Source organism: Aureibaculum luteum (assembly GCF_003449015.1).
GTDB lineage: Bacteria > Bacteroidota > Bacteroidia > Flavobacteriales > Flavobacteriaceae > Aureibaculum > Aureibaculum luteum.
Window position 1 is genome coordinate 17,944 of the sequence record NZ_QRGD01000004.1, and the last position, 21,534, is coordinate 39,477.

19 protein-coding genes are annotated in these 21,534 nt (G+C 31.5%); 9 read left to right on the forward strand and 10 right to left on the reverse strand.

Features of this window, described 5'->3' with window-relative positions:
* Positions 1 to 4: 4 nt before the first annotated feature.
* From D3P13_RS10930 to D3P13_RS10950, 5 genes are all read right to left on the reverse strand, one after another.
* Positions 5 to 451 (reverse strand): response regulator, encoded by a 447-nt coding sequence (locus tag D3P13_RS10930; RefSeq protein WP_117882312.1) that lies wholly within the window; start codon positions 449 to 451, stop codon positions 5 to 7.
* Positions 452 to 453: 2 nt separating this feature from the next.
* Complete coding sequence (locus D3P13_RS10935) at positions 454 to 1,014, reverse strand: helix-turn-helix domain-containing protein (RefSeq protein WP_117882314.1); 561 nt, start codon at positions 1,012 to 1,014, stop codon at positions 454 to 456.
* Positions 1,015 to 1,292: 278 nt separating this feature from the next.
* The gene (locus tag D3P13_RS10940) at positions 1,293 to 1,511 is read right to left on the reverse strand and encodes a hypothetical protein (RefSeq protein WP_117882316.1); all 219 of its coding nucleotides are present in this window, start codon (positions 1,509 to 1,511) and stop codon (positions 1,293 to 1,295) included.
* 39 nt (positions 1,512 to 1,550) lie between these two features.
* Positions 1,551 to 1,712 carry a DUF1328 domain-containing protein gene (locus D3P13_RS10945; RefSeq protein WP_117882318.1) on the reverse strand — a complete coding sequence of 54 codons (162 nt, stop codon included), beginning with the start codon at positions 1,710 to 1,712 and terminating at the stop codon, positions 1,551 to 1,553.
* A gap of 350 nt (positions 1,713 to 2,062) precedes the next feature.
* Positions 2,063 to 2,515, reverse strand: coding sequence for a ferritin-like domain-containing protein (locus D3P13_RS10950; protein ID WP_117882320.1), 453 nt, complete (start codon positions 2,513 to 2,515; stop codon positions 2,063 to 2,065).
* A 499-nt stretch (positions 2,516 to 3,014) separates the two neighbouring features.
* On the opposite strand from D3P13_RS10950, the gene D3P13_RS10955 reads away from it, so the two are divergent.
* Positions 3,015 to 4,022 (forward strand): App1 family protein, encoded by a 1,008-nt coding sequence (locus D3P13_RS10955; RefSeq protein ID WP_117882322.1) that lies wholly within the window; start codon positions 3,015 to 3,017, stop codon positions 4,020 to 4,022.
* Between the two features lie 76 nt (positions 4,023 to 4,098).
* Here D3P13_RS10955 and D3P13_RS10960 read toward each other — a convergent pair whose 3' ends face one another.
* On the reverse strand, positions 4,099 to 5,508 hold the full coding sequence (locus D3P13_RS10960; protein ID WP_117882324.1) for an exonuclease domain-containing protein: 1,410 nt from the start codon (positions 5,506 to 5,508) through the stop codon (positions 4,099 to 4,101).
* Positions 5,509 to 5,632: 124 nt separating this feature from the next.
* Between D3P13_RS10960 and hpf the strand changes: the two genes are divergently transcribed.
* Positions 5,633 to 5,932: a ribosome hibernation-promoting factor, HPF/YfiA family gene (gene hpf / locus D3P13_RS10965; RefSeq protein WP_117882327.1), complete on the forward strand. Its 300-nt coding sequence runs from the start codon at positions 5,633 to 5,635 to the stop codon at positions 5,930 to 5,932.
* Positions 5,933 to 6,116: 184 nt separating this feature from the next.
* The gene (locus D3P13_RS10970; RefSeq protein ID WP_117882329.1) at positions 6,117 to 7,475 is read left to right on the forward strand and encodes an NAD-dependent succinate-semialdehyde dehydrogenase; all 1,359 of its coding nucleotides are present in this window, start codon (positions 6,117 to 6,119) and stop codon (positions 7,473 to 7,475) included.
* Here the strand turns inward: D3P13_RS10970 and D3P13_RS10975 are convergent, their stop codons facing one another.
* From D3P13_RS10975 to D3P13_RS10985, 3 genes are all read right to left on the reverse strand, one after another.
* Complete coding sequence (locus tag D3P13_RS10975) at positions 7,476 to 7,859, reverse strand: arsenate reductase family protein (protein WP_117882331.1); 384 nt, start codon at positions 7,857 to 7,859, stop codon at positions 7,476 to 7,478. It lies immediately after the preceding gene.
* 26 nt (positions 7,860 to 7,885) lie between these two features.
* Entirely contained in the window at positions 7,886 to 8,908 is a 1,023-nt protein-coding gene (locus D3P13_RS10980; protein ID WP_117882333.1) for an AI-2E family transporter, read from the reverse strand.
* A 276-nt stretch (positions 8,909 to 9,184) separates the two neighbouring features.
* Positions 9,185 to 10,093, reverse strand: coding sequence for a YihY/virulence factor BrkB family protein (locus tag D3P13_RS10985; protein ID WP_117882335.1), 909 nt, complete (start codon positions 10,091 to 10,093; stop codon positions 9,185 to 9,187).
* Positions 10,094 to 10,814: 721 nt separating this feature from the next.
* Here D3P13_RS10985 and D3P13_RS10990 point away from each other — a divergent pair.
* The 6 genes from D3P13_RS10990 to D3P13_RS11015 all read left to right on the forward strand — a co-directional run bounded on the left by D3P13_RS10990 (position 10,815) and on the right by D3P13_RS11015 (position 19,974).
* Complete coding sequence (locus tag D3P13_RS10990) at positions 10,815 to 12,191, forward strand: 3-keto-disaccharide hydrolase (protein WP_394336459.1); 1,377 nt, start codon at positions 10,815 to 10,817, stop codon at positions 12,189 to 12,191.
* 10 nt (positions 12,192 to 12,201) lie between these two features.
* Positions 12,202 to 13,545: a Gfo/Idh/MocA family protein gene (locus tag D3P13_RS10995; RefSeq protein ID WP_117882337.1), complete on the forward strand. Its 1,344-nt coding sequence runs from the start codon at positions 12,202 to 12,204 to the stop codon at positions 13,543 to 13,545.
* A 25-nt stretch (positions 13,546 to 13,570) separates the two neighbouring features.
* Positions 13,571 to 14,767, forward strand: coding sequence for a Gfo/Idh/MocA family protein (locus tag D3P13_RS11000; protein ID WP_117882339.1), 1,197 nt, complete (start codon positions 13,571 to 13,573; stop codon positions 14,765 to 14,767).
* Between the two features lie 20 nt (positions 14,768 to 14,787).
* Positions 14,788 to 17,022, forward strand: a complete 2,235-nt coding sequence (locus D3P13_RS11005; protein WP_117882810.1) for an alpha-L-rhamnosidase-related protein — start codon at positions 14,788 to 14,790, stop codon at positions 17,020 to 17,022.
* 27 nt (positions 17,023 to 17,049) lie between these two features.
* Positions 17,050 to 18,582: a sialate O-acetylesterase gene (locus D3P13_RS11010; protein ID WP_198680012.1), complete on the forward strand. Its 1,533-nt coding sequence runs from the start codon at positions 17,050 to 17,052 to the stop codon at positions 18,580 to 18,582.
* A gap of 72 nt (positions 18,583 to 18,654) precedes the next feature.
* Positions 18,655 to 19,974, forward strand: a complete 1,320-nt coding sequence (locus D3P13_RS11015) for a family 43 glycosylhydrolase (RefSeq protein ID WP_198680013.1) — start codon at positions 18,655 to 18,657, stop codon at positions 19,972 to 19,974.
* Here the strand turns inward: D3P13_RS11015 and D3P13_RS11020 are convergent.
* Positions 19,963 to 21,534, reverse strand: coding sequence for a solute:sodium symporter family transporter (locus D3P13_RS11020; RefSeq protein ID WP_117882341.1), 1,572 nt, complete (start codon positions 21,532 to 21,534; stop codon positions 19,963 to 19,965). The genes D3P13_RS11015 and D3P13_RS11020 overlap by 12 nt on opposite strands.

The window sequence follows — 21,534 nt, forward strand, 5'->3', positions numbered from 1 at the left end:
TAGGTTAGATTCTAAATAAAAAGTTTTCTTTATTTAAATTTGATGTTTGGTATTGCCAGTTTAATTGTAACACCTTTTCTACTACTTTTTTAAGTGCTGAAAAGTTATTAGGTTTATTAATGTAAACATTAGCTCCACTAATGAACGTATTTTCTATATCTTTTTCAGAAGAGGAAGTTGAATATATGGCAACTGGTATCTTTTTTAAATTTTCATCTTCTTTCATTTCCTTAAGACATTCCATACCATTTTTTATTGGCATATTTAAATCTAAAAATACAATATGTGGTACGATGGTATCTGTTTTTTTTAAATAGTCCATCATTTCTTTTCCATTTTTAAACATGGAAAGTTCTGTTTTAATTTTTAGATCGGTTAGTGCCTGCTCAAAAAGCCATCTGTCATCTTCGTCATCTTCTGCGAGAAAAACAATTAAGTTATTTAACTTCATTTTTATGCTTTATTGGATTTAAATGCTTTTCGTTTTTCTATAATTTTTTGAAATACCGTGGGGGTTAACCCTGTTATTTTCTTAAACTGACCTGATAAATGAGCCACACTACTATACTTAAGTCTAAATGCAATTTCAGTCAGTGATAAATCAGTTGTTGCAATCAATTCTTTAACATAATCTACTTTCTTTAGAATTACAAAGTTTTCAATAGAGGTATATGTGCCTTCTGAGAAAAGATTAGATAAATAAGTATAAGAATAATCTAATTTATCAGATAAATAAGAGGATACCTTATACAAATTAGCTTCATCATCTTTTAGCATCTCATTTATTGTATCTTTAATTCGTTGTATCAATTCGGTTTTTTGGTTATCAATAACTTCGACCCCATATTTTTTTAAAGATGTTGTTAAACCCAATTGCTGTTGCTCAGTCAATTTTTTAGTAAATACAATTTCTCTTGCTCCATTTATGGCATATTGAACATCTAATTTATTTAATTGCTCCTCAAGAATAGCGTTACAAGTAATGTCAAGATTGAATGTTACATAAATTTTCATAATCACCATTTAATTTGACAAAAGTTCAATATTCTAATAAAACGAATTGAAAAAGTACACAACGAATATACTATAATTGACTTACTAAGTTTGAACAAAATTTATTTTTTTTAACTATTCTAAATTACACAACTAATCTAATTAAAAACTTTGAATACAATTTAGGCTTCTATAATCTTAAATAGATGTTAATCCAAAAAAAAACGAGTATTTAAAATACTCGTTTAAACCCATTAACGTATTAAACCAATGTGTTTATCATTCCCTTTAAGAGATTTTTAATTAATTGTATCGATAGCTTCTTCAACATTTTCTTTTACATCTTCAGCAGCATCCTTAACTTCTTCACCAGCTTCTTCTAATCCATCTCCAATTTCATCAATAGCTTCTTCAACCTTTTCCTCTGGTGTCTCTTTTTTCTCTTTACAACTTGTTAATGACGCAAATGACATAGAAGTTATAAAAAGTAAAAGCGTTACATAAATTACTCGTTTCATAATTAATAGTTTTAAGTGTTTTTAAATTGTTTTTTCGTTTTAAATTTTCTTTCTACCTGAAACTAATGAAATGACAAATAGTACTAAAAAAATAAAAAATAATATTTTTGCAATACCTGCAGCTCCTGCGGCTATTCCACCGAAACCAAGAATTCCAGCTATTATTGCTAAGATTACAAATGTGATTGTCCAACGTAACATAATTTTTCTGTTTTAAGCTTGTCTAAGTGACAAGGATGGTTAATAATTAATAATTGAGCTATGATATTTCTCAATCTTCTTATACAAAAGTCTATAAAATTTAAGTATCACTTTAACGCTAACGCAATAAAGATTAACGCATTACACATTTTATACTCCTCCTTTTCATTATGAAAAACAACAAATGTTCAAATTCTTTAATCAATTTTAACATTTGATAATTTTGATTTACAATTCTCAGGGTATCTAAGAAATATAGGCATCAATAACTGTAAGATAAAAGAACCCTGTATGGTTAAAACCCTACAGGGTGGTAACATATATTGTTATGAAACAATAGGTTCTGTAACTTATGTTAAGTCTTCTAAATTTTTAATAGTATTTATGTCATTTTTAATTTGACTTACTTGATTGGTGAGCAGAGTTGCCGTACTTGTAGGTAAGTTTATTTCATTTAAAACATCTTGATAGTCGTCAATGGCAGCCTTTTCACCTGTAATTGCCGCTTCTAACATAGATTCGTCACTATCCGCTGAAAAGAAAGATTTAACGTCCATCCATGCACGGTGCATTGAGCCAGCCGTACTCCCTCCTTTATCAATTTCTTGACCGTAGTTTCTAATTTCAGATTTTATAGCATGTCCGAACTGATTTCGCTCTTTTGATTTTCTTTCAAAATAACCTTTCAATCCCGGATTTTTCGCATTCTCTGCAGCTTTATGATACCCTTTTTCAGCATCATAACTTTTTTCCAATAAGGTATTTAATTTTTCACCTAATTTTTCAGTGTATGTCGTACTCATAATAATTGTTTTTAAATTAATAGCTTATTTTTTTTGATGCTAAGCTACTCAACATCAATACTGATGTAAAATTAGAAAGATTCAAGTTTGGAGCTTAACGCTATCCATTTGAATTTTAATCGTATCGATAAAATGCATTGAAACCTAAAAGTTGGGGCTGAAATTTGCTATTACTTTAAGAATTACGGATTCTGATTTGGTAAAGTATGTTGCTTGTTTGGTAGCATGGTTAACATCTTGAAAATACTGATCTAATGACCCTTTCTCGTACAAAGTAACTAGCATTGGATGTACATAATATTTTCTACATACATTTCTTGTATTACAAAGTGAAATGAAAAAGATTATTAAAAGAATTTTATTTCAGTTGGATTACTATTAACAGCATTGGCTACATTTTTTAAAGCATTTTATTTAATTTAGACTAAGGTTCATTTGAATGCAATAAAACCTATCAAAAAAGTATATTTGAATGAATTAACGATAAAATTATTTATTAATGTTTAATTACATATCACAATTAATAGACGATCCTGATCCTGTGATTATTATTCCTTTTGGAGGATTTGCAAATGATACGAAAATATATGCTCAAGCTAGAGTGCTAGAAGATGAGGGTATAGACACCACAGTTGATAATTCTTTTTCAAAAAATATAGTTCGGTCTTTTAAACGTTTTGAAACGGATGAAAAAGCCGACGTTTCTGTAAAAGTTACTTGGCAAAATAAAGAGATCGTATTGGTTTCCGATCGTGAAGGTTATGTCAATCTAAATACCAATCATGGTCTTGATCTAAAGCATAAAAAAACAATATGGATTCCGATAACTTATGCCCTAAAAGAAGATAGTAAAACCCTATTTACAATTACTGATTCTATAATGAAACCTGCTTCCAATGCAGAATTTGGAGTAATTAGTGATGTTGATGAAACTATTTTAGATACGGGGCTTTACTCCTTTTTAAAATGGAAAGTAATTATAAATACTATTGTTAAATCGAGTGATCAACGTTTGCCTATTGCGGGGTCTCAGGAATTATGCTCTCAACTTTATGGCGGAAGCACGGGGTATAATGAAAATCCTTTCTTTTACCTTTCCAATAGTCCATGGAATTTATATGATTACCTGCAGGCATTTTTAGAAAAAAATAATTTCCCAAAAGGCACCTTATTATTACGAGATATTGGTTTAGAAAACAAAAGGAAAAAATCTTTTTTAGAGGGTAACAAATTTTTAAAAATTAAACATATACTTGAAACTTATCCATCAATGCCATTTATCCTTATTGGTGATGCTCACGATTTAGATTCTGAAATTTATTTAGAAATAGCAAAGCAATTTCTCGATAGAATTCTTTGTATTTATATAAGAAGTATTACAAACACGAAGAAATTAAAAAAAGTTGTTCAATTAATAAAGAATAGTACTCATGTAGAAATACTTTTGGCAGAAAATACAGCACAAATTATTAAACATGCTAAATCTAAAGGGTATATAATTTCTTAACTAGTATGGGCCATTCTATTCCAATACATATCATCATAAATTATTACAAAATTGGAAAAAACATAAAGACAAGTACTTAATTTACACGCGTTGTATCAGCTTTAATAATTTTTAAACTTTTTGAATTTTTATGTAAGTAAGCACTCAATATTTTAGAAGTGAAAAAATTATTGTTGTATTGCTTTACATAGTCTTTAAATCCCTCAAAATGCTCTATGACATTCTCATTATCTATAAAACCAAATCCTTGGTATTCGCCATTTTCAATTAGTATTACACACGTTTCTGAAGATGATCTACCTTTTTCTACAATTGTATAAGATTGTTGTTCGTTTTGTACATTATATAATGCTTGCTTAACACGTTCGTTATATGTAGCAACATCCTCTTTCTGGGAACAAATGCCTAAACAATTTTTAATTTTAGAATGTGAACATGATCCTTTGGTTACTTGCAATGAGCAGTACTTAGGACACAAATTAAACTTTTCACATAACTTGGTTAGCGTTTCTGTGGCTAGGGCAGTACTGAATAAGGTTTGAACTGAATTATTACTCACCTTTGCTTTATGCAAAGCCAATTGCAATACTCCCAATTGATTTTCATAAGAGATTATTTGATAAACACTGGTTGGTTTTTTCTGTGTCTGATTGAATTTAGGATCGTTTTGACTAATATAATCTGCCTCCAAAAGTAATGCACAAAGCTCATTTCCAGTTTCTTCAAAATCTAATGCATGCGTTTCATTGCAGATATTAATTACTTTTTGCGATTTGGAATAAAAGTGAGTTAACACCTTTTTTTTAATATTCTTATCCTTACCAACATAAATAATCTTTCCACCCTGATCTTTAAAAATATAAATACCCGGTGTATTGGGTAATTTTTCAAAATCTTTTGTGGGTAAATTAGTAGGCAACGCAGTCTTTACTGACGACTTATTTAGATACTTCTTTAAAACTTCATACTCTGATTCGCTATCAAGTTTTAATAAATTTAAAAAAAGGATAGTTGTGGCTCTTGTGTCTGCCTCTGCCCTATGAGCACCATTTAATTCAATTCCAACCGATCTACACAGTTTTGATAAACTATATGATGGTAAACCTGGTATTAGTTTACGAGATAATCTTACTGTGCATAATTTTTCCTTCAAAAATTTTTCTCCAATAATTTCGAACTCTTTTTTTAAAAACCCGAAATCAAAATTTACATTATGAGCTACAAATATGGAATCTCTCATTTTCGTCTCAATAATTTCAGCAATTTCATGAAATTTTGGAGCATCATATACCATCTCATCACTTATTCCAGTTAATGCTGTAATATGTCCTGGAATAGGTGTCTCAGGATTGATAAGAGATTGATAAACATCAACGATCTCCATATTTATTACGGTAATAATACATATCTCCGTCATTCTACCTATACTTACACCACCAGTAGTCTCTACATCAACTATTGAAAATTTTGATTCCTTGAAATTCATCTTACAAAGGTAATACGAAAAAGTATTTTTCAATACTTTAATTTATTACGGCAATTTAATAACTATTTGCGTTAATGAACTGCTTTTAGATTTACTAAAATTGTAGTCATAAAAACAAACAACAATGCAAATAATTTTTGAATACCATGATGTAAACTCCAGTACCTATTTAGAAAACTTTGTCACGGAGAAATTAAACGATTTAGAAGAAAAGTATGACTTTGTTCACAGAGCTGATGTTTTCTTTAAAAAAGAGAATACAAGTTCAGATGAAACGGGACTCATTTGTAATATAAGATTGAGTATGCCGGGTCCACGACTTTTCGCTGAGGCAACGCATAGTAATTTCCAATCTTCTATCACTGAATCTATAAATGAATTAGAAAGACAATTGCGGAAACGTAAAGAAAAAATGGTGAATTAGTTATTAAAAGGGAATTGAAAGTATGAAAAAATGATATTGATAAAAAAATTAATAATAAATTTGATAAAGAAAATTTAATGGCATTATTAGAAACCAACGTTTTTGATACAGTACTTAAATTAAAATAATCAGACCAACCGATGTAAGTATCAATAGCCTACAAGATTGCATAAAATATATACCAATGAAAAAAATTAAAACAATTAACCCATTTAACGGAAAATTGATTGCAGAATATGAACAACATTCTAAAAAAGAAATAAGTCAAATTCTTAAAAATGCTCAAGATACTTTTGAAGAATGGAAAAAAGAAGAAATTTCAGAAAGAGTTGCGTTACTAAATAATCTTAGTGATTTATTAATTCGTAAAAAGGCTGAATTGGCTCAATTAATTACGACAGAAATGGGAAAACCCATCAAACAAAGTGTTGCTGAAATAGAAAAGTGTAGTTCGGTTTGCGAGTTTTATGCGATAAATGCAGATGATTTTTTATCAGATGAACTTATTGATACAGAAGCTCAAGAAAGTTTTATTAGTTACGATCCTTTAGGATGTATTTTAGCAATTATGCCATGGAATTTTCCATTTTGGCAAGTCTTTCGTTTCGCGGCACCAACATTAACTGCTGGTAATACAGCCATATTAAAACATGCTTCAAATACCACAGGATGTGCTTTAGCTATACAAGATTTATTTATAGAAGCTGGTTACCCTGAAGGTTGTTTCCAAACTGTCTTAACAGATCATAACAGCATTGAAAAAATTATAGAAAATGATATTATTAAAGCGGTAACTCTAACAGGAAGTGAAAAAGCAGGAAGAAAAATAGCGGCAATTGCAGGTCAAAATTTAAAGAAAACAGTGTTGGAATTAGGAGGAAATAATGCCTGCATAATTTGGGAAGATGCCGATTTGGATACTCATATTGATACCATGGTTAATGCACGAATGTTAAATGCGGGTCAGAGCTGCATTGCCGCAAAAAGGTTTGTTGTTGTTGATGCTATTTATGACGAGTTTTTGAAACAATTTACAGCAAAAGTAAAAACGCTAAGATCAGGTGACCCTATGGAAACAAGCACTGATATTGCAACCATGGCTAGACTCGATTTAGCGAAAAAAGTCCAAGAACAAGTGAATGAATCGCTCATAAAAGGGGCAACCATTCATATTGGAAATACTTGTGATAATACTACTTATGAACCAACAATTATTACGAATGTAATATCTGGCATGCCCTTATTTGATGAGGAAATTTTTGGACCAGTAGCAGCAATTATAAGAGTAAAAGACAGAACAGAATCGATAAAAGTAGCGTCAACTTCTAAATTTGGTTTAGGAACCATGCTTTTTACGGAAGACATCAATGCCGCTAGAATGGAAATAGAAAATATTAATGATGGCTCCTTCTTTATCAATGAAATGACCAAATCAGATGCGAGACTACCTTTTGGTGGTACCAACATTTCTGGATACGGAAGAGAACTTTCAAAGGAAGGAATGTTAGCTTTTGTAAATGAAAAGACCATTTATATCAAATAGTTATTCTTTATCCAAATATTTCGCAAAATCAGAAGGAGATTTTATTTGTATAAACGTGTTACCATGTATTACGATGGGATAGCTAATAATTATTGGATGTTTTTCAATCAATTTTAACCAATCGTGTTCCTTTAAATTTATCAACTTATTACCGTAAATTTTTACAAAATCGGGATGATTCAAATTTACCAATTCAGAAATAGGCATTTTCAAATGATCTGCTATTTCTAGCCACTGTGTTCCTGTTACTTTCGTTGTGGAAATATCAATAGTTAGCACTTTTTTCTCAGAAGCCTTTACAAAGGGTAACGTTTGCTTACCGAGTGAGGTTTCTGAATTATAGTACAATTTTATTTGTCGGTTATCTTTTGATATTACACCCATATTTTTTTGTGATTTAAATGTTGTTTTTATGATTTTTCAGTATTCTTATTGCTATATTCTTTTTTGTAAATTTTTATCATTACCAAAAATAAACTTAATAATAGCGGACCGAAGATTAAGCCTATAAATCCGAATAATGGTACTCCTATTATTACTCCTATTAAGGTGATTAAAGGGTGCACATTGTCTAATTTTTTTAATACAAAAAGTCGAATCAAATTATCAGTAGAACCTACTATAATTATACCATATAATAGAATACCCCAAGCTTGAAAACCATCTCCGTTAGCATAGGTTAAAATAAAGGCCGGCACTATACCCAATAATCCACCCACAAAAGGAATCATGGAACCAACCGTAACCAAAACAAACCAAAAAATAGGATCTTCAATGCCGAAAATAAAAAATCCAATAAGTGCAACAACCCCTTGTGCAATAGCTACTAATGGTATTCCCAATGCATTCGACCTTACCATTTTACTAATATCCTCACCGATGATTTTCAAATTATCTTTATGTAAAGGAATATATTCAAATAAACTTTCTTTTAATTTTCTTCGATTGGTTAACATATAATATAGCATAAAATACATTATAAAAACAGCAAGTATAACTTCAAAAGTACTACCAGCTAAACTTTGCAATTTGCTCGATATAGCAGAAGACACTTCTGAAGTATCTATTTTAGAACTTAAATCAAACCCCAAATAATTCTGAATATTTTCCAGTTCAATTTTTAAAGCATTTAGTACCCTCTCCGAATTTGTAGCGGCATCACTAATTTTATTGCCCAACATGATAATAATACCTGCAACGGGTAACATTATACCAATAAATGATAATGATAATAAAGCAATAGCTGCCAATTGAGGGTTCCAACCTCTTTTCACCAACCTTTTCATGGGCTTACGTAATAACACGTATATGGTTATGGCTCCCAAAACGCCTGACAAGTAAGGTAATATCTCAAAGAAAATAAGAATTCCTGTAAAAAGTAATACAAGTAATAAAAACAATTGATTGATTATTTTGGCACTAATATATTTCACTGTCGTTAATTTTAAAGATTTGTAGCTACTTCTTAAAACATTGCAACTTGCTCATCAATCATTTTTATACCTATTATTAATGAATACAATTGATAAGTGTTAATCATATTATTTATTAAACGCTTGAATTTGTCATGATTTAATTTATGATTTACTTGTTGTAAAAGTAAGATATGGGACAGTTAGATTTTAATCATTTCAATTAATATATTAACCCTAATGCTAAAAAAGTGTAGATATAACTACCTAGTTATATTAATGATAAGAACACATGGGTTATTTTTTAATTTTAGACGAATGGATAGTTGGTTTTATACCAAAACCATATTTTTCTGAATATACCCAGGTAAATTCAGCTCCAAAAAATAAAATTAAACAAGAATAGGATACCCAAAGTAAAATTAAAACAATGGTGCCCGCAGTGCCATATGTAGAATCAAAATCTGCACGACCAAAATAAAGTCCTAATAAAAACTTGCCTAAGACAAACAATACCGCTGTAATTATCGCACCAACCCAAACCGATTTCCATTTAATTTTAGCATTCGGTAAATACTTAAACATTAAGGCAAAAAGTACTGTAATAATACCAAGAGATAATAAGATATCTAAAATATAGGCAAGGTAAACTATAAAGTCTGGAAAATTGCGGTTTAAAAAATTAGCAAGTGCAGATAATCCTGCAGTGATAATAAAGCTAATCAATAATAAAAACCCAATTACTAAAATAAAAGTAAAACTTCTAGCCCTATTAAGCAGCATTCTCCAAAATTTCTGTTGAGGTGCTGAATCAATTTTCCAAATTTGATTTAAAGAAATCTGCAAATGATAAAAAACGCCTGAAGCTCCAAATAGTAGCGTACCAACACCTATTATCGTCGAAATTAGATTTTTATCTCCTTCTTGCGTTTCTGCAATCATGCTTTCAATAGCACTTGCTGCATCCCTTCCCAAAGCACTGGATATTTCGTTAGTTAACTCACCTTGAACAATATCTTGACCCCAAATAGAACCAATGACATTTACGATGATTACTAATAAACCTGGCATAGATAAAATGGCATAATAAGCAACCACAGCACTCAATCTAAATGGGTTTTCTGCATCCCAAGCTTTGTAAGTTTTAACCAACAAGGAGGGTAAATCTGCTATTTTGAATTTTGATGATGGTGATGTGTTTTCCAATTATTTAGAGTTTATAAAAAAGTAATGGAAAATTAACTTTTTTAAAATATTTCTATAACGCAATCGATTAATTATTTAACGCAAAACGCAATTACATTAATGAATACGCACACCAATTTGATTTTAACATCTACCCCGCTACTCTATTTAACTTGGTAAACTTTTGAACAATTTCATGAAATGTTAAATATATAGATATAGGCCATCCAAGAGGTCATTTACATCAAAACAGAAGGTGAGAATCGTCTTTTCCAAATTGATTTTTTCCTTAATAGTTACTACTAAACTAATTCATCATTAATTAAATGAATAGAAAATACAACCTAATGCATATCATAGAATTTCCCTAAATACATTCATAAATCCTATTCAATTGAGTGAATTAATCATGTATTTGCATAAATTATCCATACTAAATTGAGAGAATATGGCTACTTTTATACCTTATTAAACAAAAACATTTATCATTATAAACAAGAATGCATACATTCTAAAAATAGGTTTATTTTTAGTTGTTATCATTTTATAAAATAGTCCCAAATAATATATATCATCAAATAGGCTAAAAATGTTTTAAAGTTTAATGAGGTATTTAAAGAAAACAGTACAGTACAGGATTGAGTTTAAGTAATCATGATCTATTATTGATCTCAATTAAAAAAATAGGAAGTACACATTATCAAAATAACATAGGTAAATAAAATAATAAACATTGATCATTATGAATAACAAAGCAAATATGCTAAAACTAGCATTATTTTTAACAGTAATAATTGGATTTTCCAGTTGTACAAAAGCAGAAGTAGATGATACCCCTTGGGTAGAAATATTTGATGGAAAAACCTTAGATGGTTGGTCTATTATTGGAGGAAATGCCACTTATGCTGTTGAAAACAATTCAATTGTTGGTAGAACCGTTAGAAAAACTCCGAACACCTTTTTAAGGTCTGACAAAATGTATGGAGATTTTATACTTGAATTAGATTATAAAGTAGATTCTACGATGAATTCGGGAATTCAAATTAGATCTAATAGTTTTCCTAATTACAGAAATGGTCGTGTACATGGTTATCAAATTGAAATTGATCCTTCTGAAAGAGCATGGAGTGCAGGAATTTATGATGAAAGTAGACGCGGATGGTTAAACCCTTTGACAGATAATCCTGAAGCTCAAAAAGCATTCAAGCAAAATGATTGGAACCATTATCGAATAGAAGCTATAGGAGATACCATTAAAACATGGATAAATGAAATTCCTGCAGCCTACCTTATTGACGACAAAACGGCTTCTGGTTTTATTGGACTACAGGTACATAGCATACATGAAGATAAAGCCGAAGGCACAGAAATTATTTGGAAAAATGTAAAAATACTTACGGATAGCTTACAAAAATATTCAAAAAAATCTCCTTTAAAACCTATCATAACGAAAAATCAATTGACAATAGACGAAGCTAAAAGTGGTTGGAAATTACTTTGGGATGGTACATCAACTAAAGGATGGAGAGGTGCTAAACTTGATAGATTCCCTGAAAATGGATGGGAAATAACAGATGGTATTCTTACTGTTTTACCTTCTGGCGGTGCAGAATCTGCTGCTGGTGGTGATATCGTTACAGATGAATTATATGGTAATTTTGAACTTAAAGTTGACTTTAAGCTAACTCCAGGTGCAAATAGTGGCATAAAATATTATGTAGATACAAATATCAATAAAGGAGCAGGATCTTCTATCGGATTAGAATACCAAATTCTCGATGATGACTTACATCCTGATGCAAAATTGGGTAATCACGATGGTAGTAGAACAGTGAGTTCACTATATGATTTAATTCAAGCAGATGTTAATAAGCCAATTCATCCAATTGGTGAATGGAATACTGCCTATATCATTTCAAAAGACAATCATGTAGAACATTGGCTTAATGGTGTAAAAGTACTAGAATATGAACGTGGTAGTGATGACTTTTTGAAATTAGTCTCTGAAAGTAAATATGTAAAATGGCCTAAATTCGGATTACTAGAAAAAGGTCAAATTCTATTACAAGATCATGGTGATAGAGTATCTTTTAAAAATATAAAAATCAAATCAAACTAAACCCAACAATATGTCAAGTAGAAGAAATTTTATTAAAAAAGCTGCCGTAGGTTCGGCGGGCATTGCATTAACGACTAACTTAAATGCAATGAGTGCAAAAAGTTATTCAAAAATAATTGGGTCCAACGATCGAATTCATATTGCTATTCAGGGGTTAGGTAGACGTTATGGGGCTTATATTCCCGCTCTGGCAGATAAAAGTAGTAATGTTGAGTTACTTTATTTATGTGATGTTATGAAAAGTCAGCGAGATAAAGCAGCTGAAGTAGTTTCTAAAGTCGTTAATAACAAGTTTAAATTAGAAAATGACCTTCGAAATATTATTAATGATAAAAAGGTAGATGCGATTTTTATGGCAACTCCAGATCATTGGCATGCACCAGGTGCATGTATGGCGATGAGAGCTGATAAACATGTGTATTTAGAAAAACCTTGTAGTCATAACCCAAGAGAAGGAGAATTATTAGTAGCCTATCAACAAAAATATGGGAAAATGGTTCAAATGGGGAACCAACAACGTTCTTCAGTGCAATCACAGGAAATTATTAAAGAAATCCATAATGGCATTATAGGAGATGTATATGAAGCTACTGCATTTTATACAAGTAATAGAGGGCCTGTACCGCATCAAGAAAAAACCAACCCACCTGAAGGTTTAGATTGGGAACTTTTTCAAGGACCAGCACCAAGAAGAGAATACACACATGATACTTGGAATTATAACTGGCATTGGTATGGATGGGATTATGGTACTGCTGAAATGGGTAATAATGCGACACATGAATTAGATATTGCTCGTTGGGCATTAGATGTTAAATATCCTGAAAGTGTGTCTGTGAATGCAGGTAAATTTCATTACAAAGATGATGGTTGGGAAATGTATGACACTATGGAAGCTGAATTTAAATTCTCTGGAAACCGAACCATTAAATGGGACGGACAAAGTAGAAATGGTTATCAAAAATTTGGGGCAGGAAGAGGTACCATTATTTATGGTTCCAAAGGGTGCGTATTTATTGATCGAGGTGGTTATAAATTATTTGATAATAAAGGAAAACTAATAAAAGAAAATATTAATAAAGGAGCAGAAGCCGGTAACACGCTTGGCGGAGGCGGAGATATTTCTACTCAACATACCTTAAATTTTTTCGATGCAATAAGAGGTAATGCACCACTCACCTCACCTATCGAACAAGGTGTAATCAGTCAACAACTTACACATTATGCTAACATTGCTTCAAGAATAGATAATGGATTTGAAGTTGATGAAACGACAGGAAGAATATATAATAGAGAAGCCATGAAATTATGGTCAAGAACCTATGAACCAGGTTGGGAAATTAAAGCTATTTAAGTACTTCCTATATTAAATTTTGATTATGGATAGAAGGAAATTTATTAAGAAAAGCGGAACAGTATCTGCTGCTTTATTAGGAACATCAACAATTTTAGCTGGTGTTGGTTATGGTTTTAGTGATGATAAAAACATAAACATTGCTGTAATTGGCACTGGCGATCGTGGTAAGGGATTAATGCCGCTTTTAAACAGCATAGAAAATGTAACCCTTTATGCATGTTGCGATAGTATTCCATTCCGCTTAGAAGAAGGTTTAAAACGGGCAGGTGAGAATGTAAAAGGATATGCTGATTACAAGGAACTGTTAAAAGACAAAGCCATTGATGCCGTTATTGTTTCTACTACATTTAACATGCATGACGAAATAGCCATGGCCGCCGTTAAGGCGAATAAGCATGTGTATTGTGAAAAAACATTGGCAAAAGGTTATGATGGAATTAATCATTTATTAAATAGTGTTAAATCTTCTAATAAAATATTTCAATCTGGTCATCAATACCACTGTTCAAAATTATATGAACATATAGTTGCCCTTATCAAAAAAGGTAAAGTAGGAAAAATAGCTGCTTTTGAGTGTCAATGGAATAGACATGGAGATTGGAGAAGAAAAGTTGATCATCCTGACATGGAACGCATTATAAATTGGCGGATGTATAAAGAATATTCAGGTGGGCTTACCGCTGAGTTATGTTCGCATCAAATAGACTTTGTGAATTGGGTTTTAGAAGCAAATCCTGAAAAAGTAATGGGGACTGGTGGTGTAGATTATTGGAAAGATGGTCGAGAAACGTATGATAATGTTCATTTAATTTATAGTTATCCCAATGGTGTTAATGCCAAATTTTCTTGCTTAACAAGTAATGCAAACGAAGGGTATCAAATTAAAATTATGGGTGATAAAGGTACCATTCTACTTGATTATGATAAAGCTACGTTTTACCCTGAAGGAAAAACCAAAGCGGTACAACAAGATGTTGACGGCGTTTCTGGAGCTACTGCAAAAGCCAAATATGGCTATGGAGAGGCTATAAATATTGAACATGAAGAGCCAACAAAACAAGCCATGATAGATTTTAGAGATAATATCTTGAATAATACCATGCCAAAATCTAATGTTATTACAGGAGCAAAAGCTGCCATTTGCGTTCAAATGGGTTTAGATGCCATGTATAATGAGACTATTGTACATTGGAATCCGAAATTCAACAATTTGGGTTAACAAAATCGATTATAATTATTATGAGAATAAATTTATTAGTGAAGCATTTTTTGCTTAAAAATTCAGTGCGTTTTATTTTAGTATTCATTTTAATTATATGTATAAATTGTAAAGTTAAGGCAGACCAAACAGAAGTTGGGAATCCAATAGCACCTACTGGCTTAACCGTAGAGAATATTAGGAATACTACAAATGTTAAAATAGTAGATTTAACACCTGAATTTGGGTGGATTATTCCTAGCACTACCCCATTTCAAAAAGCCTATCAAATAATAGTATCTTCTTCTAAAGAAAATTCAAATATTACGAAAGTTGATGTTTGGGATTCAGGAAAAGTAATAGGTAATGAATCTTTTAATATTTCATTTAAAGGAAATGCCTTAAAAGAAGGTCAAACTTATTTTTGGAAAGTTAGAATTTGGGATAATGCTGATCAAGAAAGTCAGTATTCAGAAATACAGGCATTTCAAACTGGCAGTAAAATAAATACAATTACTACTGCCAATAGTTTCCAAATGGATTCTATAAAACCTATCGTATTTGAGGAAATCTCTAAATCATCCTATTTTATAGATTTTGGTAAAGCAGCATTTGCAAATATCTTATTTCATTATAATGCAAAAAGTAATGACACTATCATTGTTCGTATTGGAGAACAATTAGACGGTAATAGAATAAACAGAAACCCCCAAGGTACCATTCGCTATCAAGAAATAAAAATTCCTGTTAGTCCTGAAAAGAATACCTATATATTACCTATAAAGCCGGACAAAAGAAATACGAAAGTAGGAGCTATAGTACTCCCCGACTCTTTCCCAGTATTGATGCCTTTTAGATATGCAGAAATTGAAAATGTAAAAGAATCAATAGAAAAAAATGCGTTTACACAATTAGCCTTTCATAGTTATTGGGACGATTCAGAAAGTAAATTTCAAAGTTCTGATACCATATTAAACCAAATTTGGGATTTATGTAAATATTCAATAAAAGCAACAACATTTGCAGGCGTCTATGTTGATGGTGATAGAGAACGAATTCCTTATGAAGCTGATGCGTATCTAAATCAATTAAGTCATTATACCACGGATAGAGAATATGCTATGGCTCGCCAAACTATAGAATATTTTATGGAACATCCTACATGGCCAACAGAATGGCAATTACATGTGGCGTTAATGTTTCACGCTGATTATATGTATACCGGAAATACAGAACTCATTGAACGGTATTATGATGATTTAAAGCACAAAACATTACTAGAATTGAGGCGAGAAGACGGACTAATTAGTTCATCAAAAGCAACACCTGAATTCATGAAAAAATTAGGTTTTAAAAACCCCAAAGACAAATTAAAAGATATTGTAGACTGGCCACCCGCTCAAAAAGATACTGGTTGGAAGTTAGCAACTAAAGAAGGTGAACGTGATGGATTTGTTTTCACACCTATAAATACCGTTGCAAACTGCTTGTATTATCGTAATTTAGAAATAATGATAGAATTTGCACAGTTGCTTAACAAACCAAAAGAAGTTACATTTTTCAAAAATTTAGCACAACAGGTAAAAACTTCCATAAATAGTAAATTACTTGATGCTGAAAGAGGTTTTTATAAAGATGGAGAAGATACAGAGCATGCCTCATTACATTCAAACATGATGGCCTTAGCTTTTAATATTGTACCCAAAGAAAATATTTCAAGTGTTGCTGAATTTATTAAAACGAGAGGCATGGCTTGTAGTGTCTATGGTTCTCAGTATTTATTAGATGCCTTGTATAATGCTAATGAATCCGATTATGCGTTACGTTTATTAACATCAACAGAAAACCGCAGTTGGTATAATATGATTCGAATCGGCTCTACCATTACCCTTGAAGCTTGGGATATGAAATACAAACCCAATGCCGATTGGAACCATGCTTGGGGTGCAACACCTGCCAATATAATACCTAGAGGTTTATGGGGTATTCAACCAAAAACTCCTGGTTTTAAAATAGCGACAATAAAACCACAATTGGGTAATTTAGCACATTCAAAAATAAAAGTGCCTACTATACATGGAAGTATTATTGCTGAATATGAAAGGAGTAACCGATCAGAAATGAACTATTCTATTGAAATTCCAGGTGGTATGACGGCAGAATTTATTTTACCTGATACTATACGTGAAGTTTACATAAACAATAAAAGTATACAACAACAGGGTTCTGTATTCCTACTTCAAAGTGGTAAAAACACTGTAAAAGCAACGTTTTAATGTATTAAATTACTAAAAGATTTAAGAATGAAAAAAAACATATTAATTACTACCCTTTTATTTCTAATCTTATTTCAAATTACCACGGGTTACACTCAAGAGTTAAAACCATCAACGTTATTCTGTGATAATATGGTTTTACAACAAGGAATGGACGTTCCTGTTTGGGGCACTTCAAAACCCAATGAAAAAATTACGGTGAAATTTGCCAACCAAAGTAAATCTACCATTACAGGGAGTGATGGCAAATGGATGGTGGAGTTAGCTCCTTTATCTGTTTCAAAAACAGGAAGAGAAATGAGTATTACTGGAAGTTCTGAGATTATACTATCTGATATCCTGGTTGGTGAAGTATGGATCTGTTCCGGTCAATCGAACATGCAATTTTCGGTAAAAGCAGTTCCAGAAATAGAATCACTTGTGCCTTTTGCCAAAAACATTAGAAGTTTTGAAGTAAAAAGAATAGTATCTTTTAAAGAGGAAGATAATGTAATTGGTAACTGGTCCACTACCCTTCCTAGCAGTGCAGTAGCTTTTGGATTTGCTTATTTTCTAGAAGCTATAGGTGATGTTCCGGTTGGAATAATACATGCTTCTTGGGGCAGTTCTTCTATTGAAGCTTGGATGCCAAGAGATATGACCAAAGAATTACCATATTTCAAAACGATAATGGATGCTTTTGATAAAGATATAACTACACATAACAACATCCAAAAGTCTCTAGATGCTAAAAATGGCTGGACACGTAATGAAGATATTTTTATGAGGCGACAACCTAATATTTTGTATAATGCCATGATAAAACCATTAGCCCCTTATGCTTGCAGAGGATTAGTATGGTATCAAGGTGAACGCAATACCCGATATCTTTCTGGAGTCCCTGAAGTTACCGAAAAGAACTGGTTTCATAATGTTATTGGAATGAAAGAATATGGAACTGTTTTAAAATTATGGATTGAACGTTACAGAAAAGAATGGCATAATGATAACATGCATTTTTCAATTGTAATGTTACCCGGTTATGGTAAAGGTACTGCTGCTAATCCTGATATAGATTCTAAAAGTCCAACGGCAGCATCATGGGCATGGATGAGAGAATCGCAATTAAAAGCATTAGACTTACCTAATACGAGTGTTGCGAATACAATTGATCTTGGTGATGAAAAGAATATTCATCCAACGGACAAATTTCCTCTAGCTCAACGGTTGGCTTTACAAGCCGCTAAATACACCCTCAATAAAAAAGTTGTTACTGAAGGTCCTATGTTTGATACTATTGAAATTAATGACAACACTTTAATAGTACATTTTAAAAATAGTAAAGGTTTAAAAACTATAAATAAGAAAGCTCCAACAGGATTCTGGATTGCAGACAACTCTTTAAAATGGGAAATGGCCAATGCAAAAATTGAAGGAGAAACGGTACTGCTCAATACTATAAAGGTTAAAAAACCACTGTACATTCGTTATGCATTTGCTGGAAAGCCTGATGTTAATTTAGTTAATGATGCTAACTTACCTGCCTATCAGTTTAGAACTGATATTCAAATTATTAATTAATATTGAATATAAAGTAATGTTACTTTTGCTAGAATTACCAATGCTCTTATGCCAAATAAATTGATTGCATAAATGAAAACTTATAACAATAGTATTCTTCTATATAGTGCAATGTTGGCAGTATATTTTTTTGGAGGAATTGTAAACGCTCAAAATCCGATTACAACTTTTAAAGGAATTTCAGACCCACACATTCGCGTTTTTAATGATACTATATATCTCTATAGTGGTCATGATGCTGACCCCAATGATAAAACGTGGGTTATGAAAGATTGGCGTGTTTTTGCCACAACGAATTTATTAGATTGGAAACACGTACAAACTATATCTCCAAAAGATAATTATATGGATGATAATAGTGAAGATTGTTGGGCTAGTGATGCTAGTGCCAGAAATGGAAATTATTACTTTTACTTTTCTGATAGAAAACGTGGCATAGGTGTTATGAAAGCAAAGCATCCTACTGGTCCTTTTACAGATGCTTTACATAAACCTTTAGTTTCTCCATTACACGACCCTACGCTTTTTACAGATGATGATAAAAATAAAACGCCTTATCTAATTTATGGAGATAAAACAGATGCATATTATATTGTTAAGCTAAATAATGATATGATTTCTACGGCAGAAACTCCTAAACCAATAGAAATAAAAGGAGATGCTTGGAAAAATGCACCTGAATGGATGGATAAAAACTATCTCTTCAAATATAAACAGTCATACTATTTAAGTTGGGGAAATCAATATGCAATATCTAAGAATATTTATGGTCCTTATGAATGTGTTGATGCTGTTGGTACAGGATATAAGTTGGGTGAATTTGCACATGGTAGTTTTTTTTGGTGGAAAGGTCAGTTTTATCATATTTGGTGTTATTACATACGAGATGGATATAAGTTTAGAGAGAGTATTATAAGCTATTGTCATATTGATGATAATGGACATATAGTAACCGATACCAACTTCTTAGATGAACATTTTAGCAATGGCGTTGGTCAGTATAAAGCATCATGGAAAAAAATTGAAGCAGAATGGTATTATGAAAAATCATCAAATATAGAAAAGCGAGGGCTGAAGAATAAAGGATTTCGATTGACCAACATAAAAGATGGAAATTGGATTCGATATGCTGAAATGTTATTCGAAAATGAAAATTTTGAATTTCAACTGCAACTAAATAGTGTTCAGGGCAAAGGCTTTTTAGAAATAAGACAAGGTAATTTATCTGGTCAAATTTTAGGAAGAATACCTATTGACTCAGATAATTTGCAAAAGAAATACATCTTAAAAGAAATACACTGCTTAAAAGGTAAAACAGATTTGTATTTAACATTTACCGGAACCAAAGACTTTAATGTGGCGTTAGATTATTTTAACTTCTTAAGAAAGTAATACGTAAATTAATATCGTTAAGGTTACAAGTATTAGTCCTGCCGTTTTTACAGCCGGCCACGATTTTTCATCAGAACCTTTATCCATATAAGGATGCTCTTCAACTGTTGGAAATAAGTATGAAACTAAAAACATGATGATAAAATTAAGCACAAATTCTATACCCCACAGGTGAACAAAATGGATATTTAAATCTAAAATAAATGTGGTTAAGATGTAAAAGGTAAATCCAAAAAAGAGTCCTGCCTTTGCCCCTTTCGTGTTAATCTGCTTAAAAAAGATGCCCGCAATAATTATTGATGAAATGGGAATAAAAAAGATACCATTTAATTCTTGAAGCAATTGGTATAAACCTTCTGGAGCATAAGCTACCATCGGTGCTACACAGATGGCTATTATGGCTAAAACTACAGAAGACAATTTACCATATTTCACTAATTTTGCATCAGAAACATTCTTATCTATAATCTTTTTGTAAATATCTAAACAGAAAATAGTACTAGCTGAATTTAAAACACTGTTAAAAGTACTCAATACCGCTCCTAATATAACAGCTGCAAAGAACCCATATAGATATGTAGGTAACACTTTTTTTACAAGCATTGGGTAAATTAAATCAGGGGTCTCATAATACTGATCTTGAAAATAATAGAAAGCGATTAGACCCGGTAATACTATTATTGCTGGAACAAATAACTTTAAAACTCCAGTATATATTAATCCTTTTTGAGCTTCTACCAAGTTTTTTGCTCCAAAAGCCCGTTGAATAATAGCCTGATTCATTCCCCAAAAATAGAGTTGGTTAATCATTAAACCTGTAAATAATACAGAAAACGGAAGCACAGAATCAGGTTTTCCGATAATATCAAATTTATCAGGTGCAAAATCATAAACCGTACTTAATCCAGTAAGCATATTACCATCACCAATTTGATAAAGTGCAATCGTTGGAATAAGTAGACCACCAAGCATTAATCCTATTCCATTTAAACTATCGGAATAGGCGACCGCTTTTAAACCTCCAAAAACGGCATAAAAAGACCCAATAATCCCTATCACTAAAACTGTATAAATTAGTGAATGTTCTTTAGATATATTGAAAATACTTGAAAAGTCAAATACACTTTCAATATTAATGGCTCCAGAATATAAAACAATTGGTAATAAGGTTATGACGAACGATGACATTAATAAAAAAGCAACTACCGAACGTACAGCTCCATCAAAACGTTTTTCTAAAAATTCAGGTATAGTGAAAATACCCATTTTCATAAATTTAGGAATAAAATAAATAGCGGCAATCACTAAAGCAATTGCTGAGGTTACTTCCCATGCAATAATAATGATACCATTTTTATAGGAGCTTCCATTCATACCTATTAAATGTTCGGTAGAAATGTTTGTGAGTATCATAGAACCAGCAATAATTGGTCCTGTTAAACTTTTACCTGCTAAAAAATACCCTTCTGAAGTTGTGAATTTATCTTTACGAAGTTTAAAAACCGTGTAAAATATTACAAAAAATGTAAATCCAAAAAAACCTAAGTAGGTATAAAGCAT

Excerpts from the sequence above, each read along its gene's own strand:
- D3P13_RS10930 (WP_117882312.1), bottom strand. The coding sequence starts at position 451 with ATGAAGTTAAATAACTTAATTGTTTTTCTCGCAGAAGATGACGAAGAT.
- D3P13_RS10935 (WP_117882314.1), bottom strand. The coding sequence starts at position 1,014 with ATGAAAATTTATGTAACATTCAATCTTGACATTACTTGTAACGCTATT.
- D3P13_RS10940 (WP_117882316.1), bottom strand. The coding sequence starts at position 1,511 with ATGAAACGAGTAATTTATGTAACGCTTTTACTTTTTATAACTTCTATG.
- D3P13_RS10945 (WP_117882318.1), bottom strand. The coding sequence starts at position 1,712 with ATGTTACGTTGGACAATCACATTTGTAATCTTAGCAATAATAGCTGGA.
- D3P13_RS10950 (WP_117882320.1), bottom strand. The coding sequence starts at position 2,515 with ATGAGTACGACATACACTGAAAAATTAGGTGAAAAATTAAATACCTTA.
- D3P13_RS10955 (WP_117882322.1), top strand. The coding sequence starts at position 3,015 with ATGTTTAATTACATATCACAATTAATAGACGATCCTGATCCTGTGATT.
- D3P13_RS10960 (WP_117882324.1), bottom strand. The coding sequence starts at position 5,508 with ATGAATTTCAAGGAATCAAAATTTTCAATAGTTGATGTAGAGACTACT.
- hpf (WP_117882327.1), top strand. The coding sequence starts at position 5,633 with ATGCAAATAATTTTTGAATACCATGATGTAAACTCCAGTACCTATTTA.
- D3P13_RS10970 (WP_117882329.1), top strand. The coding sequence starts at position 6,117 with ATGAAAAAAATTAAAACAATTAACCCATTTAACGGAAAATTGATTGCA.
- D3P13_RS10975 (WP_117882331.1), bottom strand. The coding sequence starts at position 7,859 with ATGGGTGTAATATCAAAAGATAACCGACAAATAAAATTGTACTATAAT.
- D3P13_RS10990 (WP_394336459.1), top strand. The coding sequence starts at position 10,815 with ATGAATAACAAAGCAAATATGCTAAAACTAGCATTATTTTTAACAGTA.
- D3P13_RS10995 (WP_117882337.1), top strand. The coding sequence starts at position 12,202 with ATGTCAAGTAGAAGAAATTTTATTAAAAAAGCTGCCGTAGGTTCGGCG.
- D3P13_RS11000 (WP_117882339.1), top strand. The coding sequence starts at position 13,571 with ATGGATAGAAGGAAATTTATTAAGAAAAGCGGAACAGTATCTGCTGCT.
- D3P13_RS11005 (WP_117882810.1), top strand. The coding sequence starts at position 14,788 with ATGAGAATAAATTTATTAGTGAAGCATTTTTTGCTTAAAAATTCAGTG.
- D3P13_RS11010 (WP_198680012.1), top strand. The coding sequence starts at position 17,050 with ATGAAAAAAAACATATTAATTACTACCCTTTTATTTCTAATCTTATTT.
- D3P13_RS11015 (WP_198680013.1), top strand. The coding sequence starts at position 18,655 with ATGAAAACTTATAACAATAGTATTCTTCTATATAGTGCAATGTTGGCA.
- D3P13_RS11020 (WP_117882341.1), bottom strand. The coding sequence starts at position 21,534 with ATGCTTTATACCTACTTAGGTTTTTTTGGATTTACATTTTTTGTAATA.